The sequence below is a fragment of the Pseudomonadales bacterium genome (genome assembly GCA_024234615.1).
Taxonomy (GTDB): domain Bacteria; phylum Pseudomonadota; class Gammaproteobacteria; order Pseudomonadales; family IMCC2047; genus JAJFKB01.
The window spans coordinates 98,958-115,699 of record JACKNY010000002.1 but is presented as its reverse complement, the minus strand read 5'-3'; the positions used below and the strand labels follow the sequence as shown (position 1 = coordinate 115,699).

The 16,742-nt window shown below is 49.0% G+C and carries 12 protein-coding genes; 11 read left to right on the top strand and 1 reads right to left on the bottom strand.

What is annotated here, in order from left to right:
• The first annotated feature begins 4 nt into the window (after positions 1–4).
• From H6995_09700 to nadA, 8 genes are all read left to right on the top strand, one after another.
• Positions 5–901: a hypothetical protein gene (locus H6995_09700; protein ID MCP5215268.1), complete on the top strand. Its 897-nt coding sequence runs from the start codon at positions 5–7 to the stop codon at positions 899–901.
• Between the two features lie 21 nt (positions 902–922).
• A complete protein-coding gene (locus H6995_09695) occupies positions 923–3,076 on the top strand; it encodes a hydantoinase/oxoprolinase family protein (protein ID MCP5215267.1) in 2,154 nt (717 codons plus the stop codon).
• 26 nt (positions 3,077–3,102) lie between these two features.
• Positions 3,103–5,181, top strand: coding sequence for a hydantoinase B/oxoprolinase family protein (locus H6995_09690; GenBank protein MCP5215266.1), 2,079 nt, complete (start codon positions 3,103–3,105; stop codon positions 5,179–5,181).
• An 11-nt stretch (positions 5,182–5,192) separates the two neighbouring features.
• Entirely contained in the window at positions 5,193–6,782 is a 1,590-nt protein-coding gene (locus tag H6995_09685; GenBank protein MCP5215265.1) for an AMP-binding protein, read from the top strand.
• Positions 6,779–7,186, top strand: coding sequence for an OB-fold domain-containing protein (locus H6995_09680; GenBank protein MCP5215264.1), 408 nt, complete (start codon positions 6,779–6,781; stop codon positions 7,184–7,186). The genes H6995_09685 and H6995_09680 overlap by 4 nt, the downstream gene beginning before the upstream one ends.
• Before the next feature lie 9 nt (positions 7,187–7,195).
• Positions 7,196–8,338 carry a thiolase family protein gene (locus tag H6995_09675; protein ID MCP5215263.1) on the top strand — a complete coding sequence of 381 codons (1,143 nt, stop codon included), beginning with the start codon at positions 7,196–7,198 and terminating at the stop codon, positions 8,336–8,338.
• Between the two features lie 75 nt (positions 8,339–8,413).
• The gene (locus H6995_09670; GenBank protein ID MCP5215262.1) at positions 8,414–10,756 is read left to right on the top strand and encodes a TonB-dependent receptor; all 2,343 of its coding nucleotides are present in this window, start codon (positions 8,414–8,416) and stop codon (positions 10,754–10,756) included.
• 233 nt (positions 10,757–10,989) lie between these two features.
• Positions 10,990–12,039 carry a quinolinate synthase NadA gene (gene nadA / locus H6995_09665; GenBank protein ID MCP5215261.1) on the top strand — a complete coding sequence of 350 codons (1,050 nt, stop codon included), beginning with the start codon at positions 10,990–10,992 and terminating at the stop codon, positions 12,037–12,039.
• An 82-nt stretch (positions 12,040–12,121) separates the two neighbouring features.
• On the opposite strand, the gene H6995_09660 is transcribed toward nadA, so the two are convergent.
• Entirely contained in the window at positions 12,122–13,552 is a 1,431-nt protein-coding gene (locus H6995_09660) for a M48 family metallopeptidase (GenBank protein ID MCP5215260.1), read from the bottom strand.
• 221 nt (positions 13,553–13,773) lie between these two features.
• Between H6995_09660 and H6995_09655 the strand changes: the two genes are divergently transcribed.
• From H6995_09655 to H6995_09645, 3 genes are all read left to right on the top strand, one after another.
• Positions 13,774–14,007, top strand: a complete 234-nt coding sequence (locus H6995_09655; GenBank protein ID MCP5215259.1) for a sulfurtransferase TusA family protein — start codon at positions 13,774–13,776, stop codon at positions 14,005–14,007.
• Positions 14,008–14,031: 24 nt separating this feature from the next.
• A complete protein-coding gene (locus H6995_09650; GenBank protein ID MCP5215258.1) occupies positions 14,032–15,108 on the top strand; it encodes an AI-2E family transporter in 1,077 nt (358 codons plus the stop codon).
• Positions 15,109–15,252: 144 nt separating this feature from the next.
• On the top strand, positions 15,253–16,680 hold the full coding sequence (locus H6995_09645) for a DegQ family serine endoprotease (GenBank protein ID MCP5215257.1): 1,428 nt from the start codon (positions 15,253–15,255) through the stop codon (positions 16,678–16,680).
• Positions 16,681–16,742 lie beyond the last annotated feature (62 nt).

Here is a 16,742-nt window from a genome sequence, read left to right as displayed (position 1 = left end):
GCCTATGGCGCGCGTTGCATTAGATGCTTTTTTGTCAGGTCATAGCACCCAGGAAAAGCCCCTGCTAGTTGCGATGGAACCATTAGCGTCGAGGGTGGGAGGAATGGATTTTGGCGTGATGCAGTCGGACCCGGCAAACTGGGCATCCTGTCTTTCGAAAACGGGACGTTTGCTCAACCTGAGTGGCTTAATTTTAGGGTTTGATCATAGCTTATCACTAGCGACTTTCGGGGCAGAGGTTGAATCAGGTGACGCGGCACAGGCTAAAAATGTGCAATGCGCGGACGATCAACGCAGTACTGCACTGGAAGCATTCAACCGGATAACGCAAACGGAACGAGCGCATTACGGTTGCATGGCTTGCTTGAGTGGGCCAATCGGTTTGGCGCAAACGCTCTACGCTGATATCGGTCGCGCCGGTGATTTGAAACAGACTATGGTTGAATTGGCGGAAGCGTTTTGTAAGAGCCGCCCCGACTTGTTGATCTTTCGCGAAGGTGCTGCGCTTGGTAATACGGCGATCGGCATGCCGGAGCGCAAGGTGTACAACACATTAAAAAACATGGCGAGCTATTTTAATGTGCCGTTGGCGATTTATCTTGAGCAATATGATTCTCAGCTGTTGCCAGACCTGGCCAAACTTAAGGTGAATTTTGTCCTACTGGGTGCCGATAAGAACGGTGCGCCACCTGAATTAAATAGTGTTCGGGAGTTAGCGGCCAATGTCACTGGTGTCGGTCTACCGCTACCTTTTAATGACCCGGAGCGTGCCGTCGCATTGGCGACCGAATATGAAACACAGCTGTCGGGGGTGAACTATCTCTATACCAGTATGCAGGAGCTAACAAGGGATACTGATTTGGAAAAGGCCCGCATGCTCATCAGTACGTTACAGCATTAATCTGTTATTTAGGATCGAATAATGAGTACATCAGCAAATAATTTCAGTGTCGGCATTGATGTCGGCGGTACCTTCACCGACTTCTTCTGCGCTAGCGGCAGCGACCATTCCAGCACCTGCAAAACGCCCACGACCCATTATGATCTGTCGGTTGGCTTTATGCGGGGAATCGAATTGTTGGCGCGGCAAAACCAATTGTCCTTGAATGACTTTCTCCGACAGGTTGGCTCGATTCGATATTCCACTACTGTCGGTACTAATGCCTTGATTGAGCGAACCGGCCCTAAGTTGGGATTGATTACGACCGCCGGTTTTGAAGACAATATTTTTATCGGCCGCGCGCGTAGCTGGGCGGATGGTCTGGGGTGGCAGGAGGGCCGGGATCAGGCGCGTATTCAAAAACCGGCGCCTCTTATTACACCCAATATGGTGGTGGGTGTGCGCGAACGAGTGGATTATGCTGGGAAAGTCATTAGTCCTCTGCGCAAGGAAGAGGTCTTGGAGAAATTGCAGGAATTGGTCGATAAGGGCGCGCAGGGTTTTGTGGTGTCGCTGCTCTGGTCCTTTGTTAATCCTGAGCACGAGCAGTTGATCAAAAAGATTATTGAAGAGGAATACCCGGAGGACTATTTGGGTTCCATGCCGGTCATCCTGGCTTCGGATATTTCCCCTAAATCAGGCGAATACACACGCACCATGACGGCCATCGTCAACTCCTATATTCACGGGGTGATGGCCGATGAGATGAATAAGCTGGGGAATGAACTGCGCGACAAGGGGTTTAAAAAGCCCTTAACGCTGGTGCATAACACTGGTGGTACTAAAAAAGCCTCGCGCACGCGGGCGGTACTGACGCATAACGCGGGGCCGGTTGCCGGTCTGCATGGTTCTGCCTTTTTGGGCAAGCTAACGGGAGATGAAAATATTGTCTTCACCGATATGGGTGGAACTTCCTTCGATATCGGTTTGATAGAAGGCGGCCAAATTAAAGCGCATGACTTTATTCCCGTGATTGATCGTTGGCGCACCAATATCCCTGCGATTGAGGTGAAATCAATTGGCGCGGGTGGCGGTTCTATCGCCTGGGTTAATGATTTGATGGGTAATGCCTTGGAGGTTGGGCCACATTCTGCTGGCTCCATGCCGGGCCCTGTGTGTTACGATCAAGGTGGTCAGGAACCCACGGTATCTGATGCGGATCTGGTGCTGGGTTTTTACAATCCTGAAAATTATCTGGGTGGCGAAATGCTGCTGGATGTCGAATTAGCGCGTGAAGCAATTTCAGAGAGGATCGCCAAACCTCTGGGTATTGATGTCATGGAGGCAGCCTACCGTATTCGCCGTTTGGTGGATGCGCGCATGGGGCAGGAAGTGTTCAACGAAGTGGCGCTCAAAGGACATGATCCGCGCACCTTTGTGGTGTTGGCCTGTGGTGGAGCCGGTGGCGCACACGCCTGTGGTATCGCACCATTTATCGGGGCAAAGAAAATTATTGCGCCGCGCCAATCTTCCGTATTTGGCGCTTATGGCGCCTCTCTCATGCAGATTAAGGAAGTCTGGGATCGATCCCGTTCATTGAAGCTATTCAACTACGGCTCGCAATCCTATCTAGAGGATGTGGATTCATTCAATGCAGTTACCCGGGATCTAAAAGATTTGGCTTTGCGTGACCTGAAATTAGAGGGTTACGAGGAAGCGCAGATCGATTTTAGCCTCGAACTTAACATGCGCTACGGCAGCCAGTACAACATGACCAAGGTGAAATCCGCCAGTCTTGAGTTGTCCGGTCCGGAGGATGCGAAGGAGCTTTGTGACACTTTTACTCGGCAATATGCTGAAATTTACTCGCCCGAAGCAACCTTTCCAGCCGGTGGTATTAATGTCGAGAATTTCTCATTAACGGCGGCAGTGCGAGTGATCGACCGCTTGCCGGAAGCGCTCGCCCTGCAAGGGTTGGCGCCCGAAGCGAATGCGCTGACAGATGAGCGGCCCGTGTATTGGAGTCCCGAAAGCGGTTTGCTGCAAACGCCGGTTTATGATTATGCGCGTTTATTGCCAGGCAATCAGATCGTTGGCCCCGCGATTATTGAATCTATTGAGACCACTTATGTGGTAGCGCCGAGCTGGCAGTTCACGCTGGATGGCTATGGCAACGGAATAATGGAACAGGTTTAGGCTAAGGCAATCCGAGGAGATTATAAATGGCTTACGAAAGAGATCATGAAGTAGTACAGCGTCTGCGCCCGGAGCCGATGACGGCAATTGAAGCGGCCGCACAATCCACAATTGATGATACCGAGTTTGAAATTTTCAAGCACAAAATGCATATGATTGCGCTTGAAGGCAAAGAAACCACCATGAAACTTGGCGCGTCCACGGCGATGCGCTGGGGCGATGTGGCGTTTGGTATTTTTACCGCTCAAGGCGACCTTTCCATCTGTGCCACGGGTATTTATCACCACGCAGTGTTGGGGCAGTTACCACTTAAATATGTAGTGAAGCATTGGGTGAATGAGCCTTCTGTTGGCTGTAAAGATGGCGATAGTTTCTTCTACAACGATCCTTTCTATGGTGGCGTGCACAATGCCGACATGGGGTTGTCGATACCGGTATTTTATCAAGGGCAACTACTGTGCTTTGTCGGCGCGGCGGTACATACCGGTGAGTCCGGCGGCTCTGAACCGGGCGGAACAGTGACGGCTGCACGCAGCAAATACGACGAAGGCCTACTCTGTCCACCCATCAAAATCGGTGAAAACTATCAGTTAAAAGAAGATTTGTTAAATATGTTCGCGGCAATGAACCGCGATCCGCGCACCATGATTCTGGATATCAAGGCACGTCTGGCGGCGGCCAGAATCGCGCAACGTCGTATTTTGGAAGTCGTGGAAGAAAAGGGTGTGGACTTTTTCCTCGGCTCGTTGCGCCGGGTCTTGGCTCTCACCGGTGAAGCGGCGAAAAAGAAAATTTCGCAGCTGCCGGATGGTATCTACCGCCAGCCTCGCTTCCTCGATACCTTGGGCGAAGATAACGGCTTGGTCAAGGTGGACGTCAAGGTGATTAAAAAGGGCGATAGGATAACCCTAGATTTGACCAACAGCTCGCCGATGCTGGTTGATCGCCCCGCCAATAGTTATTTCCAGGGCATTATCGGGTTGTCCATGGTGTATTTGTGCGGCTGGTTGTTTCACGACCTGCCATCCAATAACGGTTTGCTGGAATGCATGGATTGGAATTTTCCCGAAGATTCTCTGGTCAACGCTAAAGGCGATGCCGCCACTTCCATCGCGCCGCTGGTGCAGGTTTGTTTTACCCACGGCATGTTCCAATGTGGCGCGCGTATGACCTACAGTGTCGACCCTTCGCGTTCGGTGGCGTCCTGGTTTTGTGGATTTTCCATTCCCATGTTTGCCGGAATTAATCAGCATGGCGAACCTGTTGCCGACATTACGCCCGAAATTAACGCCACTGGTTGCGGTGGTCGTTACGATATGGATGGTGTTAATGCTGCAGGTGCTTTTTTTGCGACGATGGCGGATTGTTCTGATGCAGAAGCCACTGAAGAAGATCGCCCCGTGATGTATACCTTCCGCAATTACTTCAATAGCTCCTATGGTCACGGCAAACAGCGTGGTGGTGCGGGGGTCGGCTACGGTATTGCTGTACATGATACGAATAATCTCTTGCTGGGCTCTCATGGTGGCGGCTCAAAATTTCCGACCACTCAAGGGCTCTTTGGTGGTTATGGTTTGCCGGCGCTATTTGTCAAAATGGTAAAAAAAGGAAACTACAATCAATTGATGGCGGAAAGCAACGAGCATTTACCGCACCGCTTGGATGAGGTTTATAGCCCTGATAATCCGGAACATGGCGAGGAGCAGTACAACAATATTTCATTGGTGGTACAGCCTGCGCGCGATGGCGACACTTTGTACGCATACTCCGGTGGCGGTGCAGGATTTGGTGATGCCCTGGAACGCGATCCGCTGAGTATTTTGAAAGACTTGGAAAATAAAATGGTGACTCATTGGGCGGCGAAAAATATTTATCACCTCGTCTATGATGAAGAATCCCTACGGGTTGACTTAGCGGCCACCGAGCGTGCGCGTGCGGCTGCTCGTGAGCAACGTAAGCAAAACGGGAAGACCTATGATGAGTTCATCAAGACGTGGGAAAAACAAATACCGCCGGCACAGGTGCTTACCTACTACGGTACATTTCCTCATCCGGAGGTAGGGGCTTTGGCGCAGGAACAAATGCGGATCAAAAAGGCAAGTTAAAGAGACTCATTATGCGGATGCAATTCAAAAGCCGAACCGTCCATGGCGTTGTGGAAACATTGGCGGCGTGTCGTGGCAGAGATATTTTTCTCTACTACCAAGACCAGACCTACAGTTACGCTGCCATCAATGATTCAGCCAATCAGGTCGCCGCTGGTCTGCAACAATTAGGTATCGTTAAGGGCGATAAAGTTGCCATTATGATGAGTAATCGCCCTGAGTTTTTGTTTAGTTGGTTTGGCGTATCGAAGCTCGGCGCAGTCGAGGTGCCGATTAATATTGCCCATCGGGGTGAGTTATTGGCATACATGCTCAATAAAGCAGATTGTGTCGCGTTGCTGATTGATGCTGAATATGTCGAGCAGTTGCGCGCGGTGCTGTCGCAGCTGACTATGCTCAAGCATATCATCATTCTGGATGAGGGACAGGGCTCTAAATTGGATGGCAGGGAGCTAACTTACCGCGCGCTAACGGCAAACTCAGGGGATTACAGGGCGACGCAAGTTGCATTTTCAGATCCCACGGCAATCATGTTTACCTCTGGCACTACCGGGCCGTCAAAGGGTGCGGTGGTACCACAAAACTACCAGTTGTCCCTTGCTGAAATGATCATAAACATGGCGCAATATACTGAAGCTGATTGTCTCTATAACGCCTTGCCCTTGTTTCATGGGAATGCGCAGACCTTATCGACTATACCTGCTTTGATGAGTGGTGCGCGCATGGTTTTGGCAAAACGATTTTCCGCCAGCGGTTTTTGGGATGATGTGCGCCGCTATAACTGTACTGAGTTCAACTATATTGGCGGTATTTTGCCGATTTTGCTAAAAGCGGAGCCAACGTCCTCAGATGCCGATAATCCTTTACGGATCATGATAGGTGCGGGTGCCAATAAGGAAACCTTCGCCGCTTTTGAACAGCGCTTTAACGTCAAGCTAGTAGAAAGCTACGGCATGAGTGAAATAGGGGCCCCGCTGGGTAATAAACTGGATGACCGGAAACCGGGCAGCTGCGGGGTGCTTAATCCAGATTATCAAATTAGATTGATTGACGATTTGGGTAACGAGGTGGGTGCCAATACACCGGGCGAATTATTGGTCAGACCACTCAAGCCTTACAGCATGATGTTGGAATACTACGCAATGCCGGAAAAAACCGTCGAAGCTTGGCGAGACCTTTGGTTTCACACGGGGGACTACCTGCAAAGAGATGATCAGGGTTATTACTATTTTGTTGACCGAAAGAAAGATGCGCTGCGCCGTCGCGGGGAGAACATATCTTCATTCGAAGTGGAGCGGGGCGTTAATTCACATCCAGCTGTTTTAGAATCGGCGGCTGTCGCTGTTAAATCGGAGCTAGGGGAAGACGAGGTAATGATTTGTGTGGCCTTAAGGGCTGGCCAACAACTCACAGCGGAGTCTCTGGTTGAACATTGTAAAGAGCGAATGGCTTATTTTATGGTGCCACGATTTATTCGGTTTATGTCTGCGTTGCCGAAAACCCCCACGGAGAGAGTGCAAAAATATTTACTCCGTGAGCAAGGGGTGACGCCCGATACCTATGATCGGGAAAATGCCAGTGTGCGCGAGGTGACGTTATGACAGCAGCGCTTGATTTCCCGCCGGTTTATCCCGGTATTTTTTCTACGCAAGGTGAGCCACACCTGATGGGTGGTTATTGTCCCTGCTGCGACTCTTATCAATTTCCCGCGCTGGAAATTTGTGCTAACTGCCTTGGTGAGGTTGAATCGGTTAATCTTGGCGGCACTGGAACTTTGTATAGCTTAACCACCATTCGGACTAAACCACCCTTGGGATTGCCGACGCCTTATCGAGTTGGTTATGTAGATTTAGATTCTGCGCCATTACGTATTTTTACACTGCTTGACTCGGCGCAGTCGCCGTTGTCAATTGGTCAAAATGTCCATCTAAAAGTGGCCCAGGTGGGTCTAAATTCTGAGGGCAAGCCTTGCCTAAGACCCTATTTCACAGGGACTGATTCTTAAGGAAACACCATGGTTTCAATTATTGGCGCAGCAATGACTCCTTTTGGTCGGCATCTAGATCGAACGATCGTATCGTTGGCGATTGAAGCGACTCGCTTGGTGTTGCAGGATGCAAGTCTTGCCAAGGAGCGCATCGGTGCTTGCTATTTCGCTAACACACTCGGTCCACTCATTTTTGGAGATACCACACTTGGCCAGAATTTAACGGCTGCTACCGGCTTGCACAGAATTCCTGTTATCAACGTGGAGAATGCCTGTGCCTCGGGCTCAACTGCATTCCATCTGGCACGCAACGCCATCTTGGCAGGTGATTGTGAGGTGGTGTTGGTGGTCGGGGCAGAAAAAATGTGTGTACCGGATTTTGGCTTAATTAATTCCGGTGCCACGGAACTGGATACTCAGCTTGGTATGGTTGTGCCAGCTGGGTTTGCGCTCAAAGCACAACGCCACATGTACGAATACGGCACTACTACTCAGCAGCTGGCGCAGGTTACTGTCAAAAGTCGTCGCCATGCTGCTCTCAACCCTCTCGCTCAATTTCGTCAACCAGAAAGCTTGGAGCAGGTGCTGGCGAGCCCATTAATTGCCGACCCGTTGACCCGCTCACAATGTTGCCCGATTGCCGATGGTGCTGCAGCACTGATTCTGGCCAGCGATGATTTCGCGGCACGCATGGAAAGGGTGGTCAAGATCAAAGCCTCAGTGTTGGCATCCGGTATTTATGATGGACGTTGTGATCTAACCCATTGGGAAACGGATTACGAGACAGTGCGCCTGGCTTATGAGCGCGCTGGGATTGGGCCGCAGGATCTGGATCTGGTGGAGTGTCATGACGCCTTTACTATTTCAGAAATTTTGCATTATGAGGCATTAGGTCTGTGTGATAGGGGAGAAGGCGGGCAATTGGCTGAATCCGGTGCGACCGAATTGGGAGGAAGAATTCCAGTGAATGTCTCCGGTGGCCTATTAAGTCGAGGCCACCCAATCGCAGCTACCGGACTTGCACAAATTGTTGAGCTGGTGACGCAGCTAAGACATGAAGCGCAAGACCGACAAGTGGAAGGCTGTCGAATTGCGCTGGCGCATTGTATGGGCGGAGACAAAGCTGGTGATACCAAGGCCTGTACGGTTTCGGTTTTGGAGAAAAATTGAGCGATTTTTTGTATGGGAAGGGGCTGGGTTCTAAAGGATCCGGGAGTATTTACATAAATAGAAGAGGAAAGCGTTATGTTTAACAATCAGTTGCGAAAATCCAGTGTCTGGGTTCTCGGCGCGACTATAGCTGCGTTAAGTGCGCAGGTGGCGGCTCAATCGGCGGTGCTTGAGGAGATTGTCGTAACGGCGCAAAAACGTGCGGAGAACTTGCAGGAGGTGCCGGTATCGGTGACGGCCTTCTCGGCGGCGAACCTGGAGTCACGTTCCATGTTTAATCTGGGTAATTTGTCGAGCTTTACGCCTAATGTGGATATTAATCATGGTAAAGGTGATGGGGGAAGTACCAATGCTGCTGTTTTTATTCGTGGTGTGGGACAGAATGATTTTATCTTTCCCACTGATCCTGGCGTGGGTATTTATCTCGATGGGGTTTACATTGCGCGCAGTATTGGCGGTATGTTGGATTTGGCCGATGTCGAACGAATAGAAGTGCTGCGAGGCCCGCAAGGCACACTCTACGGAAAAAACACCATAGGTGGTGCGATTAATGTGGTGACTTCTCGACCTTCTGGGGAAACAAGTGGTAGGGTTAAAGTCACTTTTGGCGAACGCGACCGTCAGGATTTAGAGGCGAATCTCAGCCTACCGCTGATTGATAATAAGCTATATGCGAAATTAGCGCTAGCCAGTAAAAACCAGGATGGGTTTAGTGAGCGTGTCAGTAGCAACCTGGATCTTGGTGATACCAATGTCGATGCTGCTCGGTTGGGTTTGAACTGGATACTTTCCGAAGATGTGTCTCTTTATTTAAGCGCTGACGCATCGCGTATTCGTCAGAATGGTGCGCCTGGTACTTTGTTAGAGACTTTCGACGCACCGGGCGGGTTGTATGGCTTGTATAACGGATTGGCAGCACCCTTCGTGGGGGCGCAATTAGGACTACCGCCAGGGAGCTTATTTGATGATCGTTGGGTCACGGGCGATACCGATAAGTCAAATGGTACCGGCCCAACTGAGGATGAAAATGACACCTGGGGTGTGATAGCGACTCTGGATTGGGAAATTAATGAAAATGTCAGCTTCAAATCAATCACGGCTTATCGCGAAATGGAAGCGACTATTCGTACGGATATTGATTACTCGCCCTTTCCTATCATTCATACGGATGAAGAGCAGGATCAGGAACAGTTTAGCCAAGAGTTTCAACTCAGTGGCGATAGTGGCAAGCTGCATTGGTTGGTTGGTGCCTATTATCTGACAGAAGACATCAGCGACCTGAATACCACACTATTAGCATCGGGCATCTTTGATACGCTGAATGTATTGCCCGCTGCGGTTGTTCCGTTAGTGCCAGGAGTGGTCTGTCCGGCAGCACCTCCGGCGCCCTGTGCAGGCGGTGCTGGCAATCCACTAAACGCGGCGCTGGATTTGGATGTGCGCCCCTATACTTCGCTCGATACCACTAATTGGGCCACCTTTGTGCATTTGAGTTATGCGTTGACAGAGCAGCTCAGTTTGACGCTAGGCGGACGTTATTCTTATGAGGAAAAGGAGTATTTTATCGACTCAGTCTTTCCGAACTCAGGAAATATCGCTACACCGCCGACTAAGGACACCCAGGACTGGTCAAAGTTTACCCCGAAAATTGGCGTAGATTTTCAAGTCAACGAAGACCTCATGGTCTACGGCTCAATTACTCAGGGACAGAAGAGCGGTGGGTGGAATCCTCGGCCACTGCAGCCAGCGGAGTTCAAACGTTATGATCAAGAGGAGTTGACGGCCTATGAAATTGGTCTGAAATCCAAGCTGCTGGATGGACGCATGACATTGAATATCGCGGCTTTTTATAGTGAGTACGAAGACTTGCAGCTATTCGCTAATACCATTAATCCCACCAACGGTTCGCTGTTGTTGACAGTGGATAATGCGGGCGATGTCGATCTGTATGGTTTTGAAATAGAAATCGTGGCACGCCCAACTGCGAACCTGGATATTAACTTTGGTGCTGGTTATTTGGAAAATGAGTATCAATCACTATCGCCAAATACAGGGTATTCCGAGAATAACGAGCTACCCCAAGCACCAAAATGGACGCTTAACGGTGGCGTACAATACCGGTTTGATTTGGACGAAGCGCTTGGTTCTATTACCGTTCGCGGCGATGTCAGTTATCGTAGTAAAACCTATAATGACCCACAAAATACAAAGGCTATTGTACAGTCTGGGTATAGTGTGGTGAATGCGAGAATCAGTTGGATAAGCCCTGCTGAAACTTGGCAATCATCCCTTTTTGTCACGAACCTGAATGACAAAGAGTATTTTACCAGTGCTGAGTCAATCCCTGCCTTTGGTATTCGCAATGCGGTGTACGGACGACCACGGGAATGGGGTGTGTCACTGTCATATCATTTTTAGTTAGTGCTTCTCTTAGGCCGGCAAAGGCGTTTTATTCCTTTGCCGGCCCAGTTCCAATCAATTTCTCTTTAAACTTTGGCTATCACTTCTCTGCAAACTGTGAAAAGTTCTGTTTAATCCTTTAGAATTACCTATTCTGACCCCATCTATGGGTATATAGCTTTTATTCAGGCACAGATAGCGCGTTTCCTCACGAATTATTACGATAGATTAAGCATATGACACAGCCAATAATGGGGCAGCTCTCCACTCAAATTAAGTTTGCTCAGGTACATGAAGCCAAGGCTATGAGCCTGAATGATGCGGCCCTGTACAAAAAGAATATCAAGCGGTTGCTTAAACGCGAAGATGCCGTCCTGGTAGCGCATTATTATACCGACCCCATGTTACAGGAATTGGCTGAAGAAACTGGCGGCTGCGTCTCGGATTCGTTAGAAATGGCACGTTTCGGTAATAAGCATTCTGCAGCAACCTTGGTGGTTGCCGGTGTTAAATTTATGGGGGAAACCGCAAAGATTCTAAACCCGGAAAAACGTGTGCTGATGCCGACGCTGGAAGCGACCTGTTCGTTGGATTTAGGTTGTCCGATAGATGAGTTTTCCAGTTTTTGTGACGAACATCCTGATCGCACAGTAGTCGTTTATGCGAATACCTCGGCTGCGGTTAAGGCTCGTGCTGATTGGGTGGTAACCTCTAGTATTGCGCTTGATGTTGCAGAACATTTAGACGAGCAAGGTAAAAAAATCATTTGGGCACCGGATAAACACCTCGGCAACTATATTCAACATAAAACCAACGCCGACATGTTGATGTGGGACGGTGCTTGTATTGTGCATGAAGAGTTTAAGGCCAAGGGTGTCTTAGATTTGAAAGAACTCTATCCCGATGCTGGAGTTTTGGTGCACCCCGAATCACCGGCGGCGGTGATTGATGTAGCCGATGCTGTGGGTTCGACCAGTCAGTTGATCAAAGCCGCGCAGGAACTTCCCCATAAGATGTTCATTGTTGCCACAGACCGGGGTATTTTCTACAAGATGCATCAGGTGGCGCCCCACAAAACTTTCATAGACGCACCGACGGGTGGCAAAGGCGCAACCTGCGTGAGCTGCGCACACTGTCCCTGGATGGCAATGAACGGGCTGGAAAATCTTGAGCTAACGCTGAAGCAGGGTAGCAATGAGGTGTTGGTGGATCCGGATTTGGGACGACAGGCGATGATACCCTTACAGCGTATGCTGAATTTTGCTGAAGAAATAAACCAATCGACGGTAGGGAAAGCCTAAAACTTCTTTCCTAGGCTTTTTGTTGCGCTGAAGCTATTTATCAAAAGTTGAGTTATAGAGGTTAATACGTTAATGAGAGATGTTAAAAGTTTTTTAATTCTTCTCTGTAATTCTGCACGTCCTTTAAACGCTGGTTAATTTTTGCGCTGAGCTGATAGTTGCCACCCGCTTTAATTCGGGCAAAATCAAGCTGCTCAGTGGCACGGTCCATATTTCCGGTAAGAATAAAGTACTCGGCGCGCGCTTGGTGCACGCCCAGAATATTGCCGCTCAGGCCATGAATCTCGGCTAGTTCATACCATACGTTTGGATCATTGGGGCGCTCTTTACTGAGTTCCAACAAGATGGCCTCTGATTCCTGATACCTTTGCTGAAGATTAAGATTTTTAGCCAAATAAAGTGACAGTGAGTGATTGTTGGGAGACAGCCCCAAGTTTTTCTTCAGCAACGTCTCCACTTCTTTCAGCTTATTAGATGCTTGATTTATTTCCGCAAAGGCGATCAGGTAGCTAATTCGGTTAGGCTCTTCCGCCAGCAATGGTGCTAGCATCGCGTTGGCTTTGTCTTCCTGGTGGGATTTTTTGTAGGCCAGCGCTAGGCCGTAACGAGCTGCCTTTGCTATGGTCGGCTTCGGGTTATCTAATTCCGCTTCGAACTGCTTTATCGTGTATCCGACAGTGGACTCAAAGGTAAGCAGGATACGATTACGCATTAGATAGTATTCAATCTGATCCTGGTATTCGCCTTTCGGGAACTGAGAGGCGCGGCTGCGGGCGTCAGCGACTCGTGACTCGGTAACTGGGTGTGTCAATAAAAACTCAGGGGGTCTGGATCCCAGGAGCCGCTGCGTAGCGAGCATGCGCTCAAACATGCTAGCCATGGCTTGTGGATCCATGCCTGCGTTGACCATGGTCAATAAGCCGATACGATCAGCTTCCTGTTCATTTTGCCGACTAAAGCGCAATTGTCCTTGTAGTAAAGCGGCTTGGGTTGCTGTCATCGCGGCAATTCCGGCATCGCCACCGACAGTGGCAGCGATCACGACACTGGCGAGGAGTGCGGCCATGCTCGGTATTTGTTTACGCCTTGCCTCATCTACATTTCTGGAATAATGGCGTTGACTAAGGTGCGCCAGTTCGTGCGCAATAACAGACGAGAATTCTTGTTCTGTCTGCGCGTTAATAAAGAGACCTGCGTTTACCCCGACGATACCGCCTGGGACAGCAAAGGCATTTAGCGCGGGACTTTTAATGATGACGAGTTCCAATCGACGATCTTGTAGTTGACTATGCTCTGCCAGCCGGTAGAGCAGGTACTCGACATAATCATGAACCAGCGGATCAGACATGATCGGGGTGCGGCTGCGCAGAGCACGCAACCAAGCTCGGCCCAGTCGGTGCTCCTTTTCCGGAGATACCGTGCCGGACGCGGAATCGCCTAAAGAGGGCAATTCACCTGAGTTGGCAAATGTTGTCAAATTCGGGGCGAAGAGTAGAACGACAATCACTATGATTGAACAGGGTGAAGAGAATAGTTGTTTGATGCGACGGGCTATATTTTTCAATCGATTCGATCATCCTACTGTTATTGGCGTTGACATCGCTAGTGTGACATTAGTCAGGGAGTTTGGGTTCAATAGTTTCTGTCTGATCACTCAGTATAATGTGATCCTATGCTATAGCATTCTAATGAATTATTGTATGCTTGCGGGTCAAATTGGTGATGGGAATTCGTATGGTAGAAGTGACAAGGCGATTGGATGCGACGCAACTACGTTGCCCGCTGCCTTTGCTGAAGGCAAAAAAGGCATTGAATGAAATGGCGGTAGGCGAAGTGCTCGAAGTGCATGCTACCGATCCTGGTTCAGAGAGAGACTTTAAAGTGTTTGCTCAGCAGAGTTGTCATGAAATGCTCAATTTTCATGAAAACGCTGGTGTGTTTATCTATCTGCTCAGAAAGGGAAGTTAAGGTGCGTATAGGCGGGAATAGAATATGTTAAAGGTAGTGAAAAGTTGGGTACACCGATATTTTTCCGATGAAGAAGCACTGGTGTTATTTTTACTGCTGACCGTCTTATTTGTCTTGGTGCTGAGTTTTGGCGATATGCTGGGGCCCGTATTTGTTGGCCTGATATTAGCGTTCATAATGCAAGGGATTGTGGCGCAACTGAGAAAGTATCGAGTGCCTCATTTGCTTGCTGTATCGATTGTTTTTATTCTATTTTTGGGCCTATTGTTTGCGTTCATATTTTTATTACTACCGCTGATTTGGAACCAGTTGTCCAATCTTTTCGCTGAATTACCAAGAATGTTAAACGATGGTCAGGATATTCTGCTTGGATTGCCGGAAAAGTACCCTCAGCTTATTTCAGAAGCCCAGATAAAAGATTGGATCGTAGATGCCCGTAATCATACGAAAGAATTGGGTCAGTGGGTGGTTTCCTATTCGTTATCAAGTATTCTTAACTTGGTTGGTTTTATCATCTATTTAGTCATTGTGCCTATTCTAGTGTTCTTTTTCCTCAAGGATCGCGTCGTGATTCTAGGTTGGTTTTCATCCATGTTACCTAGAGAAAGAAGGCTGTTGAGCCAGATTTGGGTGGAAATGAATCAGCAAATTGCCAATTACATTCGTGGCAAGGTGATCGAAATTATTCTGGTTGGAGTGGTTACTTACATTGCCTTTTCCCTCATGGGGCTTAACTATGCGGCGCTGCTTGCAATATTGGTGGGGTTGTCGGTTATTATCCCTTACATCGGTGCTGCCGTAGTCACAATACCTGTAGCGTTGATCGGTATTTTTCAATGGGGTTGGTCGACAGAGTTTTTTTACTTGATGTTGGTATACGGCATTATCCAGACTTTGGACGGGAACTTGCTGGTGCCTTTTTTGTTTTCAGAGGTGGTTAATCTTCATCCGGTAGCCATTATTATCGCTGTACTTTTCTTTGGTGGGTTGTGGGGCCTGTGGGGCGTGTTTTTTGCTATACCTTTGGCTACCCTGATTAAAGCGATATTAACCGCTTGGCCGAAACCGGAAGTGGGTCCGCCGGTGAAGGTGTCAGAATAAGTAAACGGCGGTTGTGTCGGGAACCCCTAGCACTCATAGATGGAACTAATAGTGGTTTCAAGCCTCTGACTAGTTCGTTAATTATCATAACCGACACATCAATTTTAACGCTTCCGTCAGTAATAATAGATTTTGGAGTTTTCTATGCATCGAAACTTATCTCTCCCGCAAACGTGGCTGACCGCCTTTGTCGCTATCTGCGTGATGAGCCTTGGCCTGATAACCGGCGCGCAGGCACGCTCTTTACCTGATTTTACTGAATTGGTGGAGGCGCTTAAGCCCGCTGTAGTTAATATCAGTACCAGTCAAGACGCGGACAGCCAGCGTTCTTCTGATCGTGGGGTTGACCCAAGGCAGCAAATGCCGGAATTGTTCCGGCGCTTTTTTGGTGATGATAGGTTTCCGCGCCGTCAAGGCCCGGATCAAGGTAATAAGCGTTCACTTGGTTCTGGTTTTATCATTTCCAAGGATGGTTATATTTTAACCAATAATCATGTTGTCGAGGGTGCGGACCATATCCTGGTACGGCTGATTGATAGGCGAGAACTTGAAGCTGAATTAATTGGTAGCGACGCCCGCTCAGATTTAGCTTTACTGAAAATCGATGCAAAAGATCTTCCTGTCGTAAAACTTGGGAATTCTGACAAGCTGAAGGTGGGGGAATGGGTGATGGCGATTGGTTCGCCCTTCGGCTTTGATTACTCCGTCACTGCAGGTATCGTGAGTGCGATTGATCGTAGTTTACCTAGCGATAGCTATGTTCCCTTTATTCAAACTGATGTGGCTATTAATCCTGGTAATTCTGGCGGCCCTCTCTTCAATATGGATGGTGAAGTGGTTGGTATCAATTCCCAAATATATACCCGCTCTGGTGGCTTTATGGGGCTGTCCTTTGCCATTCCTATGAGCGTGGCGATGGATGTTGTTGAGCAGCTCAAGGACAAAGGACATGTCAGCCGAGGCTGGTTAGGCGTGGTTATCCAAGAGGTTAATAAAGAGCTGGCGGAATCCTTCGGTTTGAAAAAGGCGGCTGGTGCATTGGTGGCGGAAGTGTTAGAAAATAGTCCAGCCCAGGATGCCGGGTTACGCGAAGGCGACATTATTACCAAATTTGGTGATAAGGAAATAGAACTGTCGGCGGACTTGCCTCATGTCGTCGGCACCACTAAAGCCGGCAGCAAAGTGCCAATGCAAATTGTCCGCAATGGCATAATGAAAACTCTGACGGTAAAAGTGGGTGATTTACCGGAGGATCCTGGACAGATCGCTAACAAGAAGCCAGGTGATGAGCGCGTAACTCGGTTGGGTATGACGGTTGCGGATTTATCTGAACAGATCGAATCAAAGTCCGGTATCTCCGAAGGAGTGATCATCCTCCAGGTGGAGCGTGGCGATGCTGCTCAGGCGGGGTTGCGTCGCGGTGATATCATCACCATGCTAGACGGCGAACAAGTCGTTTCAGTCAAGATGTTTGAGGAGTTAGTTGACGGCCTTGAAGCCGGAAAGGCCGTGCCGGTGCGCATCGTGAGAAGTGGACGACCTATATTTTTACCCTTAAAAATCACTAAATAATCGATAGTGTTCAACTGATGTAATGCCAGCGCTGACCCTAAAAAGGCGGTGCTGGCATTTCC